The sequence below is a fragment of the Cupriavidus sp. 22TCCZM01-5 genome (assembly GCF_057798915.1).
This window is the reverse complement of sequence record NZ_JBYOJR010000040.1, coordinates 24,811-46,363: the sequence shown is the minus strand read 5'-3', so window position 1 is coordinate 46,363 and position 21,553 is coordinate 24,811. Positions and strand designations below refer to the sequence as shown.

The 21,553-nt window shown below is 69.0% G+C and carries 22 protein-coding genes; 3 read left to right on the top strand and 19 right to left on the bottom strand.

The features are described from left to right. Positions 1–17 precede the first annotated feature (17 nt). From AC3FNH_RS28005 to AC3FNH_RS27935, 15 genes are all read right to left on the bottom strand, one after another. Positions 18–830 (bottom strand): SDR family oxidoreductase, encoded by an 813-nt coding sequence (locus AC3FNH_RS28005; protein ID WP_488722388.1) that lies wholly within the window; start codon positions 828–830, stop codon positions 18–20. Further along, positions 827–2,029, bottom strand: a complete 1,203-nt coding sequence (locus AC3FNH_RS28000; protein ID WP_488722387.1) for an acyl-CoA dehydrogenase family protein — start codon at positions 2,027–2,029, stop codon at positions 827–829. The genes AC3FNH_RS28005 and AC3FNH_RS28000 overlap by 4 nt, the downstream gene beginning before the upstream one ends. Then, on the bottom strand, positions 2,026–3,180 hold the full coding sequence (locus tag AC3FNH_RS27995) for an acyl-CoA dehydrogenase family protein (protein ID WP_488722386.1): 1,155 nt from the start codon (positions 3,178–3,180) through the stop codon (positions 2,026–2,028). Before AC3FNH_RS27995 ends, AC3FNH_RS28000 begins: the two co-directional genes overlap by 4 nt. A gap of 11 nt (positions 3,181–3,191) precedes the next feature. Further along, positions 3,192–4,067, bottom strand: a complete 876-nt coding sequence (locus AC3FNH_RS27990) for an SDR family oxidoreductase (protein WP_488722385.1) — start codon at positions 4,065–4,067, stop codon at positions 3,192–3,194. A 10-nt stretch (positions 4,068–4,077) separates the two neighbouring features. After that, entirely contained in the window at positions 4,078–5,229 is a 1,152-nt protein-coding gene (locus AC3FNH_RS27985) for an acetyl-CoA C-acetyltransferase (RefSeq protein ID WP_488722384.1), read from the bottom strand. Positions 5,230–5,250: 21 nt separating this feature from the next. Further along, positions 5,251–6,330, bottom strand: a complete 1,080-nt coding sequence (locus AC3FNH_RS27980) for an acyl-CoA dehydrogenase family protein (RefSeq protein WP_488722383.1) — start codon at positions 6,328–6,330, stop codon at positions 5,251–5,253. A 19-nt stretch (positions 6,331–6,349) separates the two neighbouring features. Continuing rightward, complete coding sequence (locus AC3FNH_RS27975) at positions 6,350–7,516, bottom strand: acyl-CoA dehydrogenase family protein (protein WP_488722382.1); 1,167 nt, start codon at positions 7,514–7,516, stop codon at positions 6,350–6,352. Further along, entirely contained in the window at positions 7,506–8,297 is a 792-nt protein-coding gene (locus AC3FNH_RS27970; RefSeq protein WP_488722381.1) for an enoyl-CoA hydratase family protein, read from the bottom strand. The genes AC3FNH_RS27975 and AC3FNH_RS27970 overlap by 11 nt, the downstream gene beginning before the upstream one ends. 19 nt (positions 8,298–8,316) lie before the next feature. Next, positions 8,317–9,399, bottom strand: a complete 1,083-nt coding sequence (locus AC3FNH_RS27965; protein ID WP_488722395.1) for an NAD(P)H-dependent flavin oxidoreductase — start codon at positions 9,397–9,399, stop codon at positions 8,317–8,319. Positions 9,400–9,407: 8 nt separating this feature from the next. Continuing rightward, positions 9,408–10,316: an enoyl-CoA hydratase gene (locus AC3FNH_RS27960; RefSeq protein ID WP_276101927.1), complete on the bottom strand. Its 909-nt coding sequence runs from the start codon at positions 10,314–10,316 to the stop codon at positions 9,408–9,410. A 16-nt stretch (positions 10,317–10,332) separates the two neighbouring features. Continuing rightward, entirely contained in the window at positions 10,333–11,133 is an 801-nt protein-coding gene (locus AC3FNH_RS27955; RefSeq protein WP_488722380.1) for a CoA-transferase subunit beta, read from the bottom strand. A gap of 35 nt (positions 11,134–11,168) precedes the next feature. Beyond that, the gene (locus AC3FNH_RS27950; protein WP_488722379.1) at positions 11,169–12,059 is read right to left on the bottom strand and encodes a CoA transferase subunit A; all 891 of its coding nucleotides are present in this window, start codon (positions 12,057–12,059) and stop codon (positions 11,169–11,171) included. Between the two features lie 26 nt (positions 12,060–12,085). Further along, entirely contained in the window at positions 12,086–12,982 is an 897-nt protein-coding gene (locus tag AC3FNH_RS27945; RefSeq protein ID WP_488722378.1) for a VOC family protein, read from the bottom strand. A gap of 106 nt (positions 12,983–13,088) precedes the next feature. Continuing rightward, positions 13,089–13,805 (bottom strand): EthD domain-containing protein, encoded by a 717-nt coding sequence (locus AC3FNH_RS27940; protein ID WP_488722377.1) that lies wholly within the window; start codon positions 13,803–13,805, stop codon positions 13,089–13,091. Positions 13,806–13,995: 190 nt separating this feature from the next. Continuing rightward, the gene (locus AC3FNH_RS27935; RefSeq protein ID WP_488722376.1) at positions 13,996–15,183 is read right to left on the bottom strand and encodes a helix-turn-helix transcriptional regulator; all 1,188 of its coding nucleotides are present in this window, start codon (positions 15,181–15,183) and stop codon (positions 13,996–13,998) included. Between the two features lie 200 nt (positions 15,184–15,383). Here AC3FNH_RS27935 and AC3FNH_RS27930 point away from each other — a divergent pair, with 200 nt between their 5' ends. After that, positions 15,384–16,214 (top strand): SDR family NAD(P)-dependent oxidoreductase, encoded by an 831-nt coding sequence (locus tag AC3FNH_RS27930; protein ID WP_276101933.1) that lies wholly within the window; start codon positions 15,384–15,386, stop codon positions 16,212–16,214. 43 nt (positions 16,215–16,257) lie between these two features. After that, positions 16,258–17,157 (top strand): NAD-dependent epimerase/dehydratase family protein, encoded by a 900-nt coding sequence (locus AC3FNH_RS27925; protein ID WP_276101934.1) that lies wholly within the window; start codon positions 16,258–16,260, stop codon positions 17,155–17,157. Positions 17,158–17,201: 44 nt separating this feature from the next. Here AC3FNH_RS27925 and AC3FNH_RS27920 read toward each other — a convergent pair whose 3' ends face one another. From AC3FNH_RS27920 to AC3FNH_RS27910, 3 genes are read right to left on the bottom strand one after another with little or no spacing between them, the layout of a single operon-like run. Beyond that, a complete protein-coding gene (locus tag AC3FNH_RS27920) occupies positions 17,202–17,960 on the bottom strand; it encodes an SDR family oxidoreductase (RefSeq protein WP_276101935.1) in 759 nt (252 codons plus the stop codon). Between the two features lie 26 nt (positions 17,961–17,986). After that, positions 17,987–18,844, bottom strand: a complete 858-nt coding sequence (locus tag AC3FNH_RS27915; protein WP_488722375.1) for an SDR family NAD(P)-dependent oxidoreductase — start codon at positions 18,842–18,844, stop codon at positions 17,987–17,989. Next, positions 18,841–19,260 (bottom strand): nuclear transport factor 2 family protein, encoded by a 420-nt coding sequence (locus AC3FNH_RS27910; RefSeq protein ID WP_488722374.1) that lies wholly within the window; start codon positions 19,258–19,260, stop codon positions 18,841–18,843. The genes AC3FNH_RS27915 and AC3FNH_RS27910 overlap by 4 nt, the downstream gene beginning before the upstream one ends. Positions 19,261–19,491: 231 nt before the next feature. On the opposite strand from AC3FNH_RS27910, the gene AC3FNH_RS27905 reads away from it, so the two are divergent. Further along, entirely contained in the window at positions 19,492–20,358 is an 867-nt protein-coding gene (locus AC3FNH_RS27905; RefSeq protein WP_488722373.1) for an SDR family NAD(P)-dependent oxidoreductase, read from the top strand. A 742-nt stretch (positions 20,359–21,100) separates the two neighbouring features. Here the strand turns inward: AC3FNH_RS27905 and AC3FNH_RS27900 are convergent. Further along, positions 21,101–21,547, bottom strand: a complete 447-nt coding sequence (locus AC3FNH_RS27900) for a nuclear transport factor 2 family protein (RefSeq protein WP_276101939.1) — start codon at positions 21,545–21,547, stop codon at positions 21,101–21,103. Positions 21,548–21,553 lie beyond the last annotated feature (6 nt).

Here is a 21,553-nt window from a genome sequence, read left to right as displayed (position 1 = left end):
CCCGGTCCTGCTTCCGTTCAGGCGCGCTGGCTGCTCACCGGCAGCACCTCGCCGGTCATGTACGAGGCATAGTCGCTGGCCAGGAACACCATCACGTTGGCCACCTCCCACACTTCCGCCGCGCGCCCGAACACTTCGCGCTCGCTGAGCTGGCGCAGCAGGTCGGCCGGCGCCGACTTCTTCAGGAAGTCGTGCAGCGCGATGCTGGGCGCCACCGCATTGATGCGCACGCCGAACTCGGCGGCCTCCATCGCGCTGCAGCGCGTCAGGGCCATCACCCCGGCCTTGGCCGCGGCGTAGTGCGACTGCTCCTTCTGCGCGCGCCAGCCAAGCACCGACGCGTTGTTGACGATGGCGCCGCGCCGGCGCGCCTGCATGTGCGGCAACATCGCGCGCGTCATGCGGAAGGTGCCGGTGAGGGAAATATCGAGCACGCGCGACCACTCGGCATCGTCCATATCAACTAGGCGGCGCGAGCCGCCCAGGCCGGCGTTGTTGATCAGCACGTCGGTGCCGCCGAGCGCCTCTTCCGCGGCGGCCACGAGCGCGCGTACCTGTGCTTCGTCGGACACATCGCAAAGCTGGCCATGGACCGCCTGCAGGCCGGTTTCCGCACGCAGGCGCGCTACCGCCTCGTCCAGCCGCTTGGGATGGATGTCGGAGATCATCAGCGCGCGGCAGCCCTCCTCCGCACACCGGCGCGCGGCGGCAAAGCCGATGCCGACGCCCGCGGCGGCGGTGATCAGGACGCTCTTGCCGGCGAGCAATTGATGGCCGGGCACATAGGCCGGGGCAGGGGCGGCGATAGGGGCTTCGGTATTCACGGTCATGACTGTCCTCGGGCCTCGCGCGGCATGCCAAGGCCGCGTTCGGCGATGATGTTGAGCTGGATTTCGTTGGTGCCGGCGTAGATGGTGTCGGCGCGCGAGAACAGCGCCATCTGCTGCAGGCGGGTGCGGCGTGCGTCGGCGGCATCGAGCACGTTGGCCAGCGGGCCCAGCACGTCGAGCGCGAGCTGGCCCAGGTCGCGGTGCCAGTTGGACCAGTAGTACTTGTAGATCAGCGCCTCGCGCTGCATTGCGGTGCCGCCGTCCTGGCCCGCCTGCGCGGCGCCGGCCAGCATGCGCAGCGCATTGGCGCGCATCACGCGCAGTCCGGCCCAGGCGCGCGCGATGCGCTGGCGCACCAGCGCGTCGCGGCTGCTGCCGTTGTCGCGTGCGGCCTGCGCCACCCATTCCAGCTCATGCGTGAACTGCATCTGCTGGCCGAGCGTGGAGATGCCGCGCTCGAACCCGAGCAGCGCCATGGCGATGCGCCAGCCGTCGCCGGGCTCGCCCAGCACATCGGCCGCCGCGGCGCGCGCGCCGTCGAAGAACACCTCGTTGAACTCGGCGCCGCCGCCCATCTGCCGGATCGGACGGATCTCGATGCCGGGCTGGTCCAGCGGCAGCATCAGGAAGATCAGCCCCTTGCTACCGCGCGAGCCGGGCTCGCAGCGCGCCAGCACGAAGATCCAGTCCGAATCGTGCGCGAGCGAGGTCCACACCTTCTGGCCACTCACCAGCCAGTCGCCGCTGGCGGCATCGCGCACCGCGCGCGTGCGCACATTGGCCAGGTCCGAGCCCGCGCCAGGCTCCGAATAGCCCTGGCACCAGAACGTGGTGCCGTTGCGGATGCCGGGCAGCAGGCGCGATTTCTGGTCCTCGGTGCCGAAGGCGATCAGGGTCGGGCCGATCAGGCCTTCGCCGATATGACCCATGCGCCCGGGGCCGCCAGCGCGCGCGTATTCCTCGTGGAAGATCACCTGCTGCATCACCGGCAGGTCACGTCCGCCATGCGCGCGCGGCCAGCCGAGGCCGGTCCAGCCGCCCTCGGCAAGGCGCCGCTCCCATGCCTTGCGCAGCTCGGGAAAGGCGTCTTCGTCGCCGGGACCGCCGCGGTGCTTCAGGCAGGCGAATTCGCCGGCCAGGTTGGCGGCCATCCACTGCGCCACCTCGGCGCGGAATGCCGATTCTTCATGCGCGGTCATGCTGTCCTCCAGGCTTGCGGGCCGTGGTCCGCGAGATAGGCGAGCGCGGCGCCGGCACCGCCCAGCCAGTGGCTGGCGGCCTGCGCGCGCTTGAAATAGAGCTGGGGGTCGTATTCCCAGGTGAAGCCGACCCCGCCGTGCAGCTGGATGGCCTCCTGCGCGCTGAAGCGCAGCGCTTCGTCGGCCGCAACGGAGGCGGCGGCGATTTCGAGGCGGGCGTCGGCCAAGTCCGACGATTCCCATGCCGACGCCGCGCCGTACACTGCCGAGCGCGCCGCCTCGACCAGCACCATCATCTGCGCGCAGCGGTGCTTGACCGCCTGGAACGAGCCGATGGCGCGGCCGAACTGGATGCGCTCCGACGCATAGGCGACGGTGAGATCCAGGCATTGCTGGGCCGCGCCGAGCTGCTCGGCCGCCAGCATCAGCTTGCCGTGCCACCACGCCTGCGCCAGTCCGTGCGCCGCGGCGTCGCCGCGCGACACGCAGGCCTCGGCGCGCACCGCCAGCCCGTCCAGCCGCAGCGACGCCAATGGCCGCGTGCGGTCGAGCGTATCGAGCAAGCCCAGCGAGAAGCGCGCGTCATCGGCCAGCGCGGCGACCTCCAGCAGGAACAGCGCCGGTTCGCCATCATCAAGCGTGGCGGGCACCAGCAGCCAGTCGGCGCCGATGGCATCCGGCACCTGGGCTGCGTTACCATGCAGCGCGAAGCCTTCCGCGTGCGCCCGGGCGGTGATCGCGACAGCGCCGTACTGCCAGCCACCATCGGCCGGCAACACCGCGGCGGCGCGGCACTCGCCTGCGGCCAGACGTTCCAGCCATTGCGCGGCGCCGCGCGGACCCAGCGCAGCCTGCAGCCACGGCGCGGTGACACAGGCGGTCGACCAGAACGGCACGCACGCCAGGCGTTGTCCGAGTTGTTCCTGCAGCAGCGCCAGCCCCGGCGCGCCCAGGCCGGCACCGCCTGCGGCTTCGGGCAGTGCGATGCCGCACCAGCCCAATTCGCCCGCGATGGCGTGCCACAGCGCGTCATCATGCGCCGGCCCCGCCTCGGTCGCGCGCCGCACCGCCGCCGAATCGCTGTGCCCGGCGAGGTAGTCGCGCGCGCTGTCGCGGACCATCTGGTGTTCGACAGAAAGGGAGAAATCCATGGCCGTCGTGCTCAGGTGCCGTAGACCGCCTGGGGCGGCTGCGCCTGCGCCAGCAGCCCGGCCACCGCAGCACCCAATTCGGCAGGCTGCCAGCGCGCGCCCTTGTCGGCCTTCGGGCCGGTGCGCCAGCCATCGGCCACGGACACCATGCCGCCGGCCGCCTCGAACATGCGGCCGGTCACCTGCGCCGAATCCGCACTGCCCAGCCACACCACCAGCGGCGCGACATTGGCCGGATCGTAGTAGTCGAAGCCGCCCTCCGGCGCCTTCATCATGTCGGCGAAGACCTGCTCGGTCATGCCGGTGCGCGCGGCAGGCGCCAGCGCGTTGGCGGTGATGCCGTAGCGGCCCAGCTCGGCCGCCTGCACCAGCGTCAGCGCGGCGATGCCGGCCTTGGCCGCGGCGTAGTTGGACTGCCCGACCGAGCCTTGCAGCCCCGCGCCGGAACTGGTGTTGATGATGCGCGCGTCGACGGCGCGCCCGGCCTTGGCCGCGTCGCGCCAGCGCTTGGCCAGCAGGTTGGCCAGACAGAAATGGCCGCGCAGGTGAACGCGCATCACGTCGTCCCAGTCCGCCTCGGTGAGGCTCAGGAACATGCGGTCGCGGCAGATGCCGGCGTTGTTGACCAGCACGTGTACTTCGCCGAAGGCCTCGACCGCGGCATCGACGATGCGCTGCGCGGTGGCCAGTTGCGTGATGTCGTCATCGCTGGCGAGAGCAGTGCCGCCGGCTGCGCGGATCTCCGCGCAGACCGCCTCGGCTGCTTCGCGCCGGATGTCGTTGACGACTACATTGGCGCCCTCGGCGCCGAACGCCAGCGCGTAGGCGCGGCCCAGCCCGCCGCCGGCGCCGGTGATGATGACGGTGCGTCCCTCGCAGATTCCCATGGCGCTCTCCTTACAGCCGTTCGATGATGGTGACGTTGGCCAGGCCGCCGCCCTCGCACATGGTCTGCAGGCCATAGCGCCCGCCGGTGCGTTCGAGTTCATGCAGCAGCGTGGTCATCAGGCGCGCGCCGGTGGCGCCCAGCGGGTGGCCCAGTGCAATCGCGCCGCCGTTGGGGTTGGTGCGCTCGGGCGCGTAGCCGGTCTCGGCCAGCCACGCCATCGCCACCGAGGCAAAGGCCTCGTTGATCTCGACCGCGTCGATATCCGACAGGCGCAGGCCGCTGCGTTCCAGCGCGCGCCTGGTCGCCGGAATCGGCGCGGTCAGCATCCACAGCGGGTCGTCGCCCAGCACGCTCATATGCGCGATGCGCGCGCGCGGCTTGAGCTGGTAGCGCTTGAGCGCTTCTTCGGAAACGATCAGCAGCGCGGCGGCGGCGTCGGCGGTCTGGCTGGACACCGCCGCTGTCAGCGAGCTGCCCGGCATCAGCGGTTCGAGCGTGGCCATCTTTGCCAGCGTGGTATCGGGGCGCGGTGTCTCGTCCATCTTCACGCCTTCGCACGGCACGATCTCGCGCGCAAAGCGGCCGTCCTCGATCGCCGCGGCCGCACGCTGGTGGCTTTCCAGCGCGTAGGCTTCCATGGCCTCGCGCGACAACTTCCAGTGGTCGGCAATGCGCTGCGCGGCGTGGAACTGCGATACCGGCGCATCGCCGAAGCGCGCCTGCCAGCCCTTGCTGCCCGAGAACGGATCGGCAAAGCCCAGAGCCTGCCCGGCCAGCATCGCCGACGAGATCGGGATCTGCGTCATGGTCTGCACGCCGCCGGCGATCACCACGTCCTGCGCGCCGCTCATCACCGCCTGCGCGGCAAAGTGCACGGCCTGCTGCGACGAGCCGCACTGGCGGTCCACGGTCACGCCCGGCACGGTCAGCGGCAGGCCGGCGGCCAGCCATGCGCTGCGCGCGATATTGCCGGCCAGCGGGCCGATGGTGTCGACGCAGCCGAACACTACGTCGTCGTAATCCTCGGCGGGAATGCCGTTGCGGCGCACCAGCTCGGCCAGCACGAAGCCGCCCAGGTCGGCGCCGTGCATGTGCGACAGTCCGCCCTTGCGGCGCCCGGTGGGCGTGCGCAGGGCATCAACGATATAGGCGTCTTTCATGATCATGTGCTCTCAATGGATTCAGGCGAAGGTCGCTCCGGCGCCGATGTCATGGGCGCCGTCCAGGATGTGCGCGCCCACGCGCGCCTTGTGGAAGGCACGGTCGCCCCAGCTTCCGGCCAGCGCCCAGGCCCGTTTGGTGAAGATCTGCAGGTCCAGCTCCCAGGTGTAGCCCATCGCGCCATGCACCTGGATCGCCTGGCGCGCCGCGCTCCATGCGCAGCGCGCGGCCGCCACGCGGGCATGCGACACATGCAGGCCGGCATCGGGCCGGCCATGCGCCAGCGCGGCGGCGGCGCGCAGCAGCACCGGCTTGGCGAACTCGAGCTGGATCGCCACGTCGGCCAGCAGGTGCTTGACCGCCTGGTAGGCGCCGATGGCCTTGCCGAACTGCTTGCGCTGGGCGCTGTAGTCGATCGCCAGGTCGAGCATGCGCTGCGTGAGCCCCAGCTGCTGCGCGGCCACGCCGAGCGCGCCGCGGTTCAGCGCCATGTCCCACAGGCCGGTGCCGGCGCGAATCAGTTCGGTACTGGCGTCGGGCTTCCACGCGAGCTCGAACAAGCGGCGCGACGGATCGAGTCCGGTGCGCGGCGTCAGCGTGACCTGGTCCTGGCGCAGCAAGTGGACGGCGCCTTCGTGGGCGCACAGGATCGCGTCGGCGACATGGGCGTCGGCTACCAGCCGTTCCTGCGGATGCGCGACCGCCACGCGGGCATCACCCGTGGCGATGCGCTCCAGCAGCGTGGCGCAGCGCTCGGGCGCCGACGCATGCGGAGCCGTGTCTCGCCCAAGCGCCAGGGCATCGCGCAGCAGCCCGGCCGCCACCAGCGCGGTGTCGAGCAAGGGCTCGGGCAGCGCGAAATAGCCGCACGCCTGCGCCAGCGGTGCCCATTCCACCTCTCCCAGCGCCAGTCCGCCCTGCTCCTGCGGCACCATCAGGCCGGTCAGCCCCTGGTCGGCAAGCTGGCGCCACAGCACGTCGGAGCGGCCCGTGTCGGTGTTCCAGAGTTCGCGCGTCAGTTCCGGCGTCATCTCTGTCATCAGGAAGCGCCGGATCGCCTCGGCGAACTGTTCCTGTTCTTCGGTCAGTGCGAAATCCATGGTGTTCTCCCCGGTGCCGTCATGCGCGCGGCATGCCGAGCAGGCGCTCGGCGACGATATTGCGCTGGATCTCGTTGGTGCCGGCATAGATCGGCCCGGCCTGCGAAAACAGGAAGCCGTCCAGCCAGTGGCCGAGCGAACCCGGGGCCTGTCCCGCGGGCGCGACCTCGGCCGCCTGCCCCAGGATGGCCAGCGCGGTATCGTGCATATGGATGTCCAGCTCGGACCAGAACACCTTGTTCGTGCTCGACTCCGCGCCGATATGTCCACCACGCACCAACCGGCTCGCGGTGGCATAAGTGGACAGCGTGTAGGCTTCGGCGTCCATCCACGCGCGCAGCACTGCGTCGCGCAGCGAGGGGTCGCGGTCCGCGGCCTCGCGGTTGGCCTGGTACAGCCGGACCAGCGCGCGGGCGGTTTCCTGGAAGCGGGCCGGCGAGCGCAGCATCAGGCCGCGCTCGAAACCGGCGGTGGCCATGGCCACTTGCCAGCCGGCGCCTTCGGCGGCCAGGCGGTTTTCCACCGGCACACGCACGTCGTCGAAGAAGATCTCGGCGAAGCCGGTCTGGCCATTGAGCTGGCGGATCGGCCGCACGGTGATGCCCGGCGTGTTCAGCGGCACCAGCACAAAGGTCAGCCCGTGGTGGCGCGTCGATGCCGGATCGGTCCGGAACAGCCCGAACAGCCAGTCCGCCCACACCGCGCGCGTCGACCAGATCTTCTGGCCGTTGATCACATAATCATCGCCATCGCGGATTGCGCTGCAGCGGATCGCGGCCATGTCGGAGCCGGCGTTCGGCTCGGACCAGCCCTGCGCCCAGATATGCTCGCCCGAGGCCATGCGCGGCAGGAAGCGCGCCTTCTGCGCCTCGGTGCCGAACTCCATCAGCGTGGGCCCGAGCAGGAAGATGCCGTTCTGGTTGACGCGCATCGGCGCGCCGGCGCGCCAGTACTCTTCCTCGAAAATCAGCCACTCGATCAGGTCGCAGCCGCGCCCGCCCAGCTCGGACGGCCACGTGACCATGCTCCAGCGGCCCTGGTTGAGCGTGGCTTCCCACGCGCGGTGCTGGGCAAAGCCTTCCTCGGTGTCGAAGCTGGCCAGCGGCGTGCGCGGCACGTGCGCGGCCATCCAGTCGCGCACCTCGGCGCGGAAGGCGCGCTGGGCGTCGGTGTATTCAAGCTGCATCGCGCGCCCCTTGTGCGAAGCTCGCTTCGCGCCGTTCGACAAAGGCGGCGCGCGCCTCGCCGGAATCCGCGCTCATGTACGCCTGCAGCGTGAAGCCCTGCTCCCAGCGGTACTTGTCCTCCAGGTTGCCGTCCTCGACGCCGTTGAGCGCTTCCTTGGCGAGGTGCAGCATGGCCGGGCTCTTGGTGGCGATCTGGCGGGCCAGGGTCATGGCGGCATCGCGCAACTCCGCGCGGGACACCACGCGCTCGACCGCGCCAAGGCGATACGCCTCGGCGGCATTGATCATCTCGCCGGTGAAGTACATCGCCCTGACCTTCTGCACGCCGAACATGCGCTGCAGGTGCGCACCGCCGCCCATCGCGCCGCGGTCGATCTCCGGCACGCCAAAGCGCGCGCACTCCGACGCGACGATGATGTCGGCCGCGCCGCAGATGCCGATGCCGCCGCCCAGCACGAAGCCGTGCACGGCCACGATGACCGGCTTGGGATTGCGGTGCACGGCGCGGAAGGTGGCGTAGTTGCCGGCATTGACGTCGACGATGCGCTCCGGATGCGCCGACAGCTCCTTGATGTCGACGCCCGCACAGAAGCCGCGGCCTTCGCCGCGCAGCACGATCACGCGCACGGCGGGGTCGGCGCCGAGGTGGTCGATGGCGGCGGCCAGCGCGTGCCAGCCGGCGTTGTCGAGCGCGTTGACGGGCGGATGGTCGATCACCAGTTCGGCGATGCCATCGGCGGTGTCGATGCGGAAGGGCCCGGTCTTTTGATTCGTTTGCATGGTTTCCTCTGTCTCTCGATCAGGCCGCTGCGGCCAGTGCGGTCCCCGCCAGTGCCGCGAGCCGAGCCTGCGCCTGCGCGGCAATGCCGGCCACGATCTGCTCGCACGATTCGATCGCGCCGATGGCGGCGGCAGCCTGGCCGCTGGGCAGCACGCCCTCGTCGGGGCAGCCCTCCACCATCGCGCGCTGGATCAGCACCGGCGCATTGGCGGCCATCAGCGTCTGGGCCGCGCTGTAGTCCTGCTCGCGCATGGCGCGCCAGGCGGTGGCCAGCATCTGCGTGCCGCGCATGCCGGTGCGCGCCTGCCATTTGCGCGCGGCCGCCAGCGCCAGCCAGGTGCGACGCCACGGGCCGGCCTTCTCCAATTCGAGCAGCAAGGGGTTGTCGATCATCCGCTGCGGCAGCCCGTCGATGGCCAGCGACACGCGGATATGGCCCGGGTCGCGCACCTTGACGTAGCGCTCCAGCGTCTGCGCCGGCACCGGCGATTCGGCCGACATCAGGAAGCGCGTGCCCATGGCCACGCCGGCCGCGCCGTAGGCCAGCGCCGCTGCCAGCCCGCGTCCGTCGAAGAAGCCACCCGCCGCCACCACCGGCACGCTGACGCTGTCCAGCACCTGCGGCAGCAGCAATGTCGTCGGCGTGCCGCCGGTATGGCCGCCGCCCTCGCCGCCCTGCACGGTGACCACGTCCGCGCCCAGCTCGACCGCCTTGGCCGCGTGCCTGGCGGCGCCGACCGTGGGCATGCAGACGATCCCCGCCGCCTTGAGCCGGCCGACCATCTTCGCGTCCGGGCCGCGGCCGTAGCTGACCGCGCGCAGCCGGTGGCGGATCGCCATCTCGATGACCTCGTCCGCGTTGGGCTGAAACATGTGGAAGTTGATGCCGAAGGGCCGGTCGCTGAGTGCCTTGACGCGCAGGATCTCCTGCTCGACTTCGCCGGGCGGAATGGTGGCGCCGGCCAAGAAGCCGAACGCCCCCGCGTTGCCGCTGGCCGCGACCAGCTTTGCATCGGCCACCCAGCCCATCGCCGTCTGGACGATCGGGTAACGGCAGCCCAGCAGGTCGCACAGCACCGTGTGCAGGCTCGCGTTGCTCATGCCGGCGCTCATGCCTTCTCCTCGCCGCCAGTGCGTTGCGACGCCGCCATCGCACGCGCGTCATAGCCGCCGAGCTTGTCGCCGCTGACGAGTTCATTGTGCGCATGGGCGAAGTGGTGCCAGGCAAAGACCGCATCCATCGCCGTGCGCTTGCCCTGCAGGTCTTCCACATGGTTGACCGCCTGCTTGGTCAGCGTCAGGCCCAGCCGGGGCATCTGCGCGACCTTGGCCGCCATGCCGTAGGCCGTTTCCTCCAGCGCATCGCGCGGCACCACGCGGTTGACCATGCCCATGCGCTCGGCGCGTTCGGCGCTCATGCGCTCGCCCATGAACAGGAATTCCTTGGCGATGCGCGGGTGCAGCTCGTAGGGATGCGCGAAATACTCCACCCCCGGAATGCCCATGCGCACCACCGGATCGGCAAAGAAGGCATCGTCCGAGGCCACGATCAGGTCGCACACCCAGGCGAGCATCAGCCCGCCGGCGACGCACGCGCCGTGCACCATCGCGATGGTGGGCTTGGGCAGCTCGCGCCAGCGCCGGCACATGCCGAGGTAGACCTCCTGCTCGCGCGCATAGAGAAATTCGCCGCCGGGCTTGTTGACGTGGTCGTACCAGAGCGAGGCGCGCTCGAACGACTCGTTGATGTCGCGCCCCGGCGTGCCGATGTCGTGCCCGGCGGAGAAATGCTTGCCCGCGCCGCGCAGCACGATCACCTTGACCGCATCGTCCGCGGCGGCGCGCCGGTACGCGTCGTCCAGCGCATAGGTCATCTTCGAGTTCTGCGCGTTGTGGTACTGCGGCCGGTTCATGGTCACGGTGGCGATGCCGTCCGCGACGCTATAGAGGACTTCGGCGTTGGGGCCCAGGCCGACAGGATCGACGGCTGCGGCGGGTTCGATGGCTGGCGTTGTCATCTCGGCGTGTTCCCTTTCAAGCGCGTCCGGAAGGATTGCCGCGCACGATCGTGGCGCGCAGGTTGTGCGGATCGAGCAGTGCGATCAGCTTCAGCTCTTCCGCCGTCGGCGGCGCCGTCTCGGGCAAGGCCTCGCCAGCGGCATTGGCCAGCGCAAAGCCGGTGGCCGCCTGTACCTGCCCGAGGCTCACGCCCGGGTGCAGCGAGCGCACGCGGATGGCATGGCCAGGTCCGCCGAAGTCCATCACGCACAGGTCGGTAACGATCACGCGCAGGTCGACAAAGCTGCGCATGCCCTCGATCTGGCGCGCGGGGTTGTAGCCGGCGCTGCAGACCATGTCGACTTCGCCGCCGACAAACGCGCGCGTGCTGTGCCCGGGCACGAAGAAGGAATTGGCGTGGTGGATGCTGTTGCCGGGAAAGCCGCGCGCGCCCAGCAGCTGGGTCTTGGGCTGCGCATGCGTGCCGCCGAGGCACGAGATATTGGCCTGACCGAAGCGGTCGATCTGCGTCGGCATCACCAGCGCGTGGCGCCGTCCGCCCCACAGGCAGTCGAACACGCGCGAATAACCCATCCAGCCGCTGGCGCGTACCTTGTAGCCTGGCTCGCGCGGCCCCAGCGGCACCGGCGTCTCGACCAGGTAGGCTTCGCCGTCGGTCATCAGCAGGCCCGGGTTGTGCGCAAGCCGCGCCAGGCCGGCGGCGATGCGCGGGCCGGTGCCGATGCCAGTGGCCAGCACCTCGCCGTCGTCGCTCCAGGCGCGGGCAGCGGCGGCGATCATCAGCTCCGCGCGGGTGAATTCATAAGTGGCGCTCACGGTCGCTCCTTGGGTTGGCGGGTTCAATCGGCGGTTCAAAGGACGGGCAGCGGCAGGTCATGCACATGGCCGAGGCCGCCGATGCGCTCGAGGTAGGCCGCCTCGCTGGCGCCCACCACCTCATCGCGATACTTGCGGAAGCCGTCGTCGGCCTCGGCGCTGGCGCAGTACGCCTTCAGCGCGGGCAGGTCCCAGCCATACGCGGGTGCGCACGAAGTCGGATGGGCACCGGCGGGCGCGTGCACCACGCCCGTCACCAGCGAACGCTCGAAGGCGTTGTTGCGAGCGCGCGCCAGGTCTGTATCCTCGATGCGGGGGCGCAGCGTTTCGCAGCTCACGTAGCAGCGCTGCGCGGAGCGCGCGAACCATTCATCGAAGAACGGATCGGGACCGTCGATGCGGGTATTGCCGAGCACATCGCTCTCGTTCACGTGCAGCAGCGCGGCGTCGAGCACGATGGCGGGCATCGCCACCAGCACCTCGCCGTCGGCATAGGGCGAGCGCACGGTTTTCAGCTGCGGGTTCTGCGCCAGCACGTCGGTGCCCAGCGCCGCGCGCGTCGGCAGGAACGGCAGCCGCGCCGCCGCCGCGCGCAGGCCGAGCTGCAGCATGCCTTCGTCGAGTTCGGTCACCTCCAGCTGGCCGCGCTCGCGCGCCTGGCGGAAGTAGGGCTCGAGCGGAATCACGTCGAGCGAGACAAAGCCGAACACCAGCCGGCGCACCTTGCCGGCCGCGCACAGCATGCCCACCTCGGGCCCGCCGTAGGCGACCACGGTCAGGTCTTTCAGCGGCGAGCGCAGGATCTCGCGCACCAGAGCCATCGGCTTGCGGCGCGGCCCCCAGCCACCGATGCCGATGGTCATGCCATCGGCGAGCTGGCCGACCACGTCGGCCGCGCTCATGGTCTTGTCGATTGTCTTGGTCATGGCGGTGTAGCGTTGTCTGGCGCTCTTTAGCGGTATCCGATGTTGAAGTCGTGTCCCCACAGGCTGACGCGCGTGGCTTCGTAGGCGGCGTGGTGGCCCCAGTCCACCACCAGCCCGCCGTGGCCGTATTCGAGGTCGAAGCCGCCGGGGGTCTTCATGTAGAACGAGGTCATGCGGTCGTTGCAGTGCTGACCCAGCGTGGCGGACAGCTTCACGCCGTGCTGCTGCACGCGGTCGAGCGCGCGGCCCACCTCGGCCATGTCCGGCACCTCGGCCATCACATGGATGCAGCCGGCCTCGGACGGCATCTCGAAGATCGCCAGGCTGTGGTGGCGGCCGTTGCCGCAGTGGAGGAAGTGGATGCGCTTTTCCGGCTCGTCGGGATCGCTGGTAAAGCGCACGCGGAAGATGTCGGACAGGCCGAAGCCCATCACGTCACGCAGGAAGGCGTAGGTCTCGTCGAACGCCGGCGCCGGCAGCACGGTATGGCCGGCGCCCATCGGATCGGTGATGAAGCGCGGCACGCCGACCGGCGAGACGAAGCGCAGGAAGTCCGAGCGCATGCCCCACGAGATCTCGTGGCGGTTGCCCGACGGATCGGCGAACCAGGCCATTGCCTGCACGCGGCGCTGGGCCACTTCCGCGGCGCTGGCATGCCTCACTTCCACGCTGGCCTGGCGCAGCGTCTCGAGCGCGTGCCGGTAGGCCTGCTCGTCGGCCAGTTCCCACCCGGACGCCAGGTAGCGGTCGCGCGCGCCCGGCACCACCAGGTAGCGGTAATCGCGTTCGTCCATCTTCACGTACAGGGCACCGCCGGGGGCGCCGGAGCAGGTCATGCCGAGCACCTGCTCGGCATACTGCCGCCATTGCCCCAGGTCGGTGGACTCGACCACGATGTAGCCAAGCGCACGGATATCCAACATGCGGGTCTCCTCAGGTTCGTTGCCACTGCTGGCTGATGAGACCTATTCTTCCGTGCGCGGCTACCCGGCACATCGTCCAGTGGGACTAGCCGATCCGTTGCCGGATTCAGGCGGCGGCGGGGCGGACGATGTACTGGCTGGTGGGCACTACGTCGATCTTGTCGAAGTCGATGAAGCGCTCGCAGCTTGCCATCATGGCCTGCAGGTTGCGCTGGAACTTCTCTTCATCGCCAACTGCGTCGAAGAAGGCCTGCGGGTCGGTCATGGCCGCATCGGGAAAGCACTCCTCGACGATGGCGTCGTAGGGCGGCGCGGCGTAGGTGAGCGACCGCACCACCACGTTCTGCACGTAGAGGAAGTTGTCCTGCGTCTCGACGGCCACCTCTGTGTGATGGTTGTGCCAGGTGTCCAGCCACGCCTGCGGCGTGAGCCGGGGCGGGCGCGTCAGGAAAGCCAGTTGCGCGAAGCCCGGCGTGCGCTCGCCCGGCGCGGCCGGGAAGCGCGTATTGCGGATCGGCTGGGACTCCGTGACGAGATAGCCCGCCATGCGGCCGGTCGCTGCCTCGACCGCCTGGTCGAATGGCTGGCGCAGGCGGTCGACGGCGCTGTCGATCCAGACCGAGACCAGCCCTTCCATCTGCGGGCGCGTATTGGTCTGGCGCAGGCCGGCCGCAGGCAGCACGGCGTCATCCGCCACGTTGACCTGCAGTCCGCGCGCGCCCAGCGCCAGCAGCTTGTCCGCGAGCGTCGTGCGCAGCCGGCGCGCGAAATCCGCCGGTTCGGTGCGCGCATCGCGCCAGACGATATAGATGACTTTTTCCATGCTCCACGCTCCCTGGTACAGGTGCCGGCCGTGGCCGGACAGGTTGAAGCGTGCGCGGAACAGGAACGAGCGCGGACCGCGTGCATCGCGCCCGTCCGACGTGCCATCCAGGTGCCGCGCCCGCTGGTCCTGTGCATGCTAGGCGCGTGGATGGCGACGCTCATCCTCCAATCGGACTACGCGATGGCGCTCAGCCGAGCGTCACCACACTGCTCAGCAGCATGCGCACCAGCGTGGCCTGCCGCGTCACTCCCGTCTTGGAGAAGATCGAGCGCAGGTGGGCGCGTGCCGTGTTCTTGCTGGTGCCAAGTGCCTCGGCGGCTTCGTCGAGCGTCATGCCGTCGGCAAGCACCAGAGCCAGCGCGGTTTCGGCGGGGGTCAGGTCGAACAGCTTGCGTACCACCTCGTGCGAGGCGCGCGACTTGCGCTCGGGATCGCGGATAAAGACGGCGCAGGCTGGCCGATGCCGGTTTTCTTCCGACCATTCACTGAGCGGAATGGTGCGGATCAGCACGCCGAGCTTGCTGCGGCCAGACGGGCGGGTGATCGACATGGCTTCGGCCAGCGCAGGCTCGCTGCCGTGGTGCCCCAGCTGCGCACGGCGCAGCAGGTACTGGAACTTGCGGCTCTCCTGGGCATAGGCGATCTCGAAGGTGTTCCCGTTGAGGCGGATGCCGTCGTTATCCGCCAGGATCTCGTCAGCCTCCGCATTCTTCTTGAGGATCGCACCGGCGGCGTCGAGGATCACCATGCCCACCAGCATGCGGTCGATCGCGCCCGCGTAGAGCGAGCGCTCGGATTCGACCACATCGAGCCGCGAATGCAGCCGGATCGCGCGTTTCAGGTGCGGCAGGATGGCGCCGCAGGTCGCCTTGTCCACTTCGGAGAAGTCCTGCGCGTCGTCCTGGCGGCAGATGCGCAGGCGGCACTCGACACCATCCTCGGTACGGATGTCCGCGCCCAGCAGGTAGCGGATGCCGAGCGGCTGCAGGAACTGTCGGTAGATCTCGCTGTGGCACCAGTTGCCGGCGCCCAGCGCTTCGTCGACCGTCACCGCGCGGTCGGTTGGCAGGTTGATGAAGGGATCGATGGCGTAGTAGTAGCTGTTGTAGGAAGCCTCCGCCTCCAGCGAAGTCCCGTGCGCCGAAGCATGCACCGCCAGGCCGCTGCGGTCGCTGGCGGGCGAGCGCAGGATAAAGCTCACATAGCTGGCGTCGAGTTGCTTGCGCAGCATCTCGAGCGCGTGGCCCCAGGGCACGGGTTCCATCGGCCCTTCATAGACCGCGGCCAGCAGCGCGCCGAACCGCGTGACGCTCAAGCCCGACTGCGCAAGCAAAGGCGCCGCCATTTCCCGCGCCTCAACGGTCGCCATCAACATTCCCTGTCTCCTGGTTCCACACCACGTGTGTGCCTGCCGGCGCTCTGCGGCACCTGGGGCAGCGCAAATTATAGGGACCGCTGCCCGCCAATATGCGGCCCTCGGTGTTTTCCCTGACCTGCAATCGGACGATGCCCGCAGCGCGTGCCGTCGATTCAATGCGTGCATCCCCGCAGTGCAACCGAAGGAGAGCAACCAAGATGGATTTCACCGACAAGACCGTGCTGGTCACCGGCGGCGGCGCCGGCATCGGGCTCGCCACCGCGCAGGCCTTTCTGGATCAGGGGGCGCGCGTGGCGATGCTCGAGATCGACGCGCAGCGCGCCGACCATGCCCACACGCTGCTGGGCAAGGCCGGCGCCGACGTGCTGGTGGTACAGGGAGATGCGGCAAATGCCGGCACCGTGCGCGAACTGGCCACGCAGATCGAGCAGCGCTTCGGGCGGCTCGACGTACTGGTCAACAACGTCGGCGACTTCCTGCGCATCGCCAAGCCGTTCGAGGACTACGCCGACGACGAGATCGCCAGCCTCTACGCCGCCAACCTCGGCCACGTCTTCACGGTCACGCGCGCCATGCTGCCGCTGCTGCGGCGCAGCGCCGGCGGCAGCATCGTCAGCGTGTCGTCGATCGAGGCCTTCCGCGGCATTCCGTACTGCAGCGTCTACGCCGCCTTCAAGGCCGCCATCACCGGCTTCACGCAGAGCCTGGCGCTGGAACTGGCGCCGGCGGGCATCCGCGTCAACCTGATCGCCCCCGAGACCACCGAAACCCCGCAGGTCCCTGTGTCGCAGATGGTCGCCGAGGAGCACCGGCACCATATCCCGCGCTGGATCCCGCTGGGCCGCTTCGGCACGCCGCAGGATATTGCCGACGGCATCCTGTTCCTGGCCAGCCCGCGCGCGGCCTGGATCACCGGCACGGCCCTGCACGTCAACGGCGGCGCCCTGGCCGCCGCCGGCTGGTACCGCGAACCCAACGGGGCGTGGACCAACATGCCGGTCATCAACGGCAACGGCATGAACCTCTGACGGCCGCGTCACGCGGCCACACCACCCAAGCAAGGAGACAGGCATGAAGATACTCATCGTCGGCGGCAATGGCATGATCGGGGGCCACGCGGCCCTGCACCTGCGCAGCCGCGGGCACGAAGTCACCATCGCCGGGCGCAACCGCCCCGCGTCCGGCACGCCGCTGGGCGGGCTGGACTTCCTGCGCTGCGACTACATCGCCAACGACCTGCCCGCGGCGCAGCTCGGCGCCTTCGATGCGCTGGTATTCGCCGCCGGCAACGACGTGCGCCACGTGCCGCCCGGCGGCGACGAAGCGGCACACTGGGAGCGCGCCAACGTCGAAGGCGTGCCGCGCTTTTTCCGTGCCGCGCGCGATGCCGGCATCCGGGTCGCCGTGCATGTCGGCAGCTTCTATCCGCAGGCGGCACCGAGGCTGGCCGAAGACAACGCCTATATCCGCTCGCGCAAGCTGGCCGACGAAGGCGTGCGGGCACTGGCGACGGAGACCTTCCGCGTCAGCAGCGTCAATGCCCCGTTCGTGGTGGGCACGGTGCCGGGCCTGACGGTCCCGATGTTCAAGGCCTATACCGACTACGCCCGGGGCGGCTTTGCGCCGATGCCGGACTTCGCGCCGCCGGGCGGCGTCAATTTCATCTCGGCCATGTCGCTGTCGGAAGCGATCGAAGGTGCGCTGTTGCGCGGCGAGAATGGCAAGGCCTACCTCGTGGGCGACGAGAACCTGACCTTCCAGGACTACTTCGGCGCGTTCTTCCGCGATGCCGGCCGCGCGGTTCCGCCGGTCATCGACCAGGAGCATCCGTTGCTGCCCGACTCGGCGATCTGCTTCGGCCGCGGCAACACGCTCTACTACGAGCCGGATGCGGCCGAGACCGCCCTGCTCGGCTATCGCCGCCGGGACATCCTGCGCACGGTCAGCGAGATCGTGGCGCAGTACCAGTAAGCTGGCACAGCGGTGCCCGCGCAAGCGGGCCGCCGCACCCGGCCTTACAGTCCGGAGATCAACTGCGCGTTATCGATGCGCAGTTCCGCGCCATTGATGAAGCGCGACGCGTCCGAAGCCAGGAACAGCACCAGGTTGGCCACATCCTCCGGCTCGCACATGCGCGCCATCGGGTCCGTGCCGATGCCCAGCGCTGCCGGATCCAGGTCCGGAACCAGCGCCTGCGTCATCGGTGTCCAGATGCCATCGGGGTGGATGGAGTTGCAGCGGATGCGATAGCCGTTGCGCTTGCAGTGCACGGCCACGCTGCGCGTCAGCGCGGTCACGGCACCTTTCGCGCCGCTGTACGCGCACATCATCGGCAAGCCGCCCAGCGCAGCCACGGACGACATCACGATGATGGAGCCTCCGGTCGCGTTGCCCTTCATCGCCTCCACGCCGAACTTGCAGCCGAGGAAATAGCCGTCGGCATTGACGCGCATGACCTGCCGCCAGCAGTCGAGCGAGGTCTCCTCGATCGATCCCAGCGGACAGATGGCCGCGTTGTTGACCAGCACGTCGAGCCGGCCGAAGCGGTCCAGCGCGGCGGCCATGGCCCGGCGCCAGTCCTCTTCACTGCCGATGTCGTGGCGTACGAACAGCGCCGCGTCGCCGATTTCCCTGGCGAGCGCCTGCCCGGCCTCCTCGTTGACATCGCCGAGCACGACGCGCGCGCCTTCCGCCGCCAGCAGCAGCGCATCCGCGCGCCCTACCCCGCTGGCCGCGCCGGTGATCAGCGCGACCTTGTCCCTGACCTGATTCATCGTTTCTCTCCTTGGGTGATCCGTCTTCAGGCGGCGTCGGGAATCATGCCGGCCAGCACCGCGCGCAGCGCGGCTTCGCCATACACCGCCGCCACGGTTTCATCGAGGATGGGATTGCCGCGCAGCTCGCTGCCGCCATCGACGGCGATACTCTGGCCGGTGACCCAGCCCGATTCCGGCCCGGCCAGGTAGCGCACCGCGCTGGCGATGTCGTCCGGCTCGCCGGCGCGGCCCAGCGGCATCTGCGCGACGAACTTGTCGAGCATGGCCGGGTTGTCGAACATCGGCCCGGTCGCGCCGGAGCGGGTCAGGCCCGGCCGCACCGCGTTGACGCGGATGCCGCAGCCGGCCAGTTCCTCGGCCGCCGCGCGCACGAAGGCTTCCAGGCCCGCCTTGGCGGCGCAGTACGCCGACAGCCAGCGGCAGGTCATGCGCGCCGCGTTCGACGAGATGCAGACGATGGCGCCGCCATGCGGCGCCATCAGCGGCGAGGCGTGGCGCACTGCCAGGAAGGCGCTGGCGATATTCAGTTCCAGCTCCGCCATCAACGACGCGGTGTCATGCATCAGCATGGGACGGAAGCCGCCACCGCCGACGGTCGCCACGACGATGTCGAGCCGGCGCCCCAGTTCCCAGGCCTGCCGGAGCGCGGCCTGCACGTCATCCTCGCGGCAAGCGTCGCCGACGTTGATCTCGACCGTGGCGCCGGCCACTTGTGCAAGCAGGTCGCGCCGCGCCGCTTCCAGCGCTTCGCGCCGCCGCCCCATCAGCACTACCGCCGCGTCATCGCGCAGCAGCGCCAGCGCGCTGGCCGCGCCGATGCCACCTGCACCGCCGGTAACGAGTGCCGTCTTGCCTTCCAGTACACGATTCGTCGTCATCATGCCTCCCGCATCGGCAGGTCCTGCGTCCAGTCAACCATCAGTTCGCGCGCAGCGATGCGCCACTGGCCCTGCGATCGCTCGAAACGGTCCTGGTAACGAATGCCCCAGTCCAGCTTGCGCGGCACGCCGTCCTGCTCATACAGGTGGTTGGCCACGCAATAAGTCTCGCCCGTCGCGGTATCGCCGTTGATGTCCACCAGTTGCTGGTGCACGTGGTGCTGCGTGGCGCTGTACTGGCCTAGCGCCGACATGCCCTTGGCAATTGCTTCTGGTCCGTCCAGGCGGAAGCCGGGCCCGGTCAGCCGCGCATCCTGCGTGAAGAGTTCCGCGAGGCTCGGGAAATCGCGCCGGTCCACCGCCCGCGCGTAGCGGCAGGTCAGCGCGTGAATGGCTTGCTTGTGCTCCAGTTCGGACATGGCCGGTCTCACTCCTTGGTTGTGACCGGCCGGTGCAAGGTCCACGGCCGGTCGTTGGGATGGCGACTATCGTCAGCCCTGCCGCGCAGCGGGCCATCGTCCGCGTGGAGTAAGCGGGACGGATGCCGCTTAGTCCGAACGAAGGATGTACCGTGGCCTCGCCCGCCCCAAGCTTCGACGAGCACGGGCGGCCCGAACGGCGCCCGCGCATCACTGATACAGGAGACAGACATGAAGCAGGCGGAACAGGCCATCGTCGCGGTCGTCACGGGCGGCTCGCGCGGGGCCGGCAAGGGCATCGCCCTGGCGCTCGGCGCGGTTGGCGCCACGGTGTATGTGACCGGGCGCACGGAGCAGGAAGGCAGCGCGCCGCTGCCCGGCACCATCCACGCCACGGCGCGCGAGATCGACGCGCTGGGCGGGCGCGGCATCGCGGTCGCATGCGACCATCGGGACGATGCGCAGGTGGCGCGGCTGTTTGCGCGCGTGCGCGAGGAGATGGGGCGAATCGATATCCTGGTCAACAACGCCACCTTCCTCCATGACGAGCTCATCATGCCGGGGCCGTTCTGGGAGAAGCCGCTGGAGATGGCGGGGATTCTCGATGTAGGCCTGCGATCCGGCTACGTGGCCAGCTGGCATGCGGCGCCGATGATGGCGGCGCGCGGGCGGGGGTTGATTGTTTTCACGTCTTCCTTCGGTGCCAATTGCTATATGCATGGGCCGGCCTATGGGGCACAGAAGGCGGGGATCGACAAGTTCGCACACGACATGGCGGTTGACCTGCGTCCGCATGGGGTCGCGGCGGTATCGGTCTGGATGGGGCCGCTGCGCACCGCACGCACGCTGCGTGTGTGGGAACAGCATCCGGACAAGTACGCGTCGTTCGCGCCGGTAGCGGAAACGCCGGAGTTCACGGGGAAGGTTATCGATGCGCTGTATCGCGATCCTTCGCTGATGGAAAAATCGGGCCAGGTGTTGATCGCGGCGGAAGCGGCTCAGGGGTATGGGATTGTCGATGCTGATGGCGTACAACCGCCGTCTTACCGGCAGGCACTGGGCGGGCCGCCGGGGGTGCATCCGGCGATTGTGGAGTAGAGGGGGATTGGGGGGCGTGTGGTTGGGGTTGGGTTTACGCTCTTGGCATGCGCTGCTGTTTCGCCGGCGTAGCCGGCGAGTTACTTTTGTCTCGCGACAAAAGTAACCAAAAACGCGTTCTCGTGGTCGACGAAAGGCCCGTTGGGGTGAAGACGGTACAGGGCATAGCCAGACTGCCTGCCGCGTAGATGATTAGGATAGAAGCGTCAGATGAGCGAACCCGGATTACTTGGTGGCCCCTGCTAAGAATGCCATCGGTGGGACGCCTGCGGCTGCGCTGCGCGCGGCTCGGGAGCAAAACAAAAGACGAGTAGCGTCAGCACCGGCGCCAGCGCCAGCGCCGTTGATACCCCCCGCATACCGACTAGGACGCGCGCGTAGCGCTGCCGTAGGCGTCCCACCACTGACGCTGTTGGAACGCTGTACCCGAGCCCTACATGGGGATCGTACAAAAGCAGGTTATCGCGGGCACGGGTTCTGAATCACTATGCGTAGCAGGTTCGAACGAGCAACCACGTCTCGCGAGACCAAAGCCGCTTGAACCATAGAAGCGTATCGTTGATAGCCAGCCGCTCAGGCGATGCGTTTCTTGCCTACTTCTTGTCGCTTGGACAAGAAGTAGGTCGCCGGCTACGCCGGCGAAACAGCGGCGCATGCCAAGAACGACAGCGCGATCCCAACCACAAAGCCCCGCCGGCTAGCCCAGGCGCAACAGAGACGCCTGCCAAGGACGAAAACCCATTCATTGCCCTTGCGACAACAACCCCGTCGCAAACACCGTCGACCGGATCAGCCACGCTCCATCGATCCGCACATACTCATCCTCATAGCGCCCCGTCAGAAACGTCCGCGATCCGTTGGCATCATCCAGCGCCAGGTACGCCAGATCCCAGCTCCCCCGCGCCGTATCGGCATCGAGCACCCGAATATCCGCCTGCCCTGCAAAATGCATTTCCCGCAGCGTAGGCCGGCACGCCAGCTCCGCAAAGCACTGCACCAACGCTTCCCGCCCGGCAAAGCCCCCAATCCGGTCATAGTGGATATGCGCGTCGTCCGGCACGAAGCAGGCCCGCATGGCATCGGTATCCTTGTCATCGCACGCCCGCAAATAGCGCAGCTTGAGCGCCCGGATCGCATCTGCGGCTTCCAGCCGCGCAAGGCGCTCGGCAATACTGGCAATCTCGTTCATCTCCAA

Excerpts from the sequence above, each read along its gene's own strand:
- AC3FNH_RS28005 (WP_488722388.1), bottom strand. The coding sequence starts at position 830 with ATGACCGTGAATACCGAAGCCCCTATCGCCGCCCCTGCCCCGGCCTAT.
- AC3FNH_RS28000 (WP_488722387.1), bottom strand. The coding sequence starts at position 2,029 with ATGACCGCGCATGAAGAATCGGCATTCCGCGCCGAGGTGGCGCAGTGG.
- AC3FNH_RS27995 (WP_488722386.1), bottom strand. The coding sequence starts at position 3,180 with ATGGATTTCTCCCTTTCTGTCGAACACCAGATGGTCCGCGACAGCGCG.
- AC3FNH_RS27990 (WP_488722385.1), bottom strand. The coding sequence starts at position 4,067 with ATGGGAATCTGCGAGGGACGCACCGTCATCATCACCGGCGCCGGCGGC.
- AC3FNH_RS27985 (WP_488722384.1), bottom strand. The coding sequence starts at position 5,229 with ATGAAAGACGCCTATATCGTTGATGCCCTGCGCACGCCCACCGGGCGC.
- AC3FNH_RS27980 (WP_488722383.1), bottom strand. The coding sequence starts at position 6,330 with ATGGATTTCGCACTGACCGAAGAACAGGAACAGTTCGCCGAGGCGATC.
- AC3FNH_RS27975 (WP_488722382.1), bottom strand. The coding sequence starts at position 7,516 with ATGCAGCTTGAATACACCGACGCCCAGCGCGCCTTCCGCGCCGAGGTG.
- AC3FNH_RS27970 (WP_488722381.1), bottom strand. The coding sequence starts at position 8,297 with ATGCAAACGAATCAAAAGACCGGGCCCTTCCGCATCGACACCGCCGAT.
- AC3FNH_RS27965 (WP_488722395.1), bottom strand. The coding sequence starts at position 9,399 with ATGAGCAACGCGAGCCTGCACACGGTGCTGTGCGACCTGCTGGGCTGC.
- AC3FNH_RS27960 (WP_276101927.1), bottom strand. The coding sequence starts at position 10,316 with ATGACAACGCCAGCCATCGAACCCGCCGCAGCCGTCGATCCTGTCGGC.
- AC3FNH_RS27950 (WP_488722379.1), bottom strand. The coding sequence starts at position 12,059 with ATGACCAAGACAATCGACAAGACCATGAGCGCGGCCGACGTGGTCGGC.
- AC3FNH_RS27945 (WP_488722378.1), bottom strand. The coding sequence starts at position 12,982 with ATGTTGGATATCCGTGCGCTTGGCTACATCGTGGTCGAGTCCACCGAC.
- AC3FNH_RS27940 (WP_488722377.1), bottom strand. The coding sequence starts at position 13,805 with ATGGAAAAAGTCATCTATATCGTCTGGCGCGATGCGCGCACCGAACCG.
- AC3FNH_RS27935 (WP_488722376.1), bottom strand. The coding sequence starts at position 15,183 with ATGTTGATGGCGACCGTTGAGGCGCGGGAAATGGCGGCGCCTTTGCTT.
- AC3FNH_RS27930 (WP_276101933.1), top strand. The coding sequence starts at position 15,384 with ATGGATTTCACCGACAAGACCGTGCTGGTCACCGGCGGCGGCGCCGGC.
- AC3FNH_RS27925 (WP_276101934.1), top strand. The coding sequence starts at position 16,258 with ATGAAGATACTCATCGTCGGCGGCAATGGCATGATCGGGGGCCACGCG.
- AC3FNH_RS27920 (WP_276101935.1), bottom strand. The coding sequence starts at position 17,960 with ATGAATCAGGTCAGGGACAAGGTCGCGCTGATCACCGGCGCGGCCAGC.
- AC3FNH_RS27915 (WP_488722375.1), bottom strand. The coding sequence starts at position 18,844 with ATGATGACGACGAATCGTGTACTGGAAGGCAAGACGGCACTCGTTACC.
- AC3FNH_RS27910 (WP_488722374.1), bottom strand. The coding sequence starts at position 19,260 with ATGTCCGAACTGGAGCACAAGCAAGCCATTCACGCGCTGACCTGCCGC.
- AC3FNH_RS27905 (WP_488722373.1), top strand. The coding sequence starts at position 19,492 with ATGAAGCAGGCGGAACAGGCCATCGTCGCGGTCGTCACGGGCGGCTCG.
- AC3FNH_RS27900 (WP_276101939.1), bottom strand. The coding sequence starts at position 21,547 with ATGAACGAGATTGCCAGTATTGCCGAGCGCCTTGCGCGGCTGGAAGCC.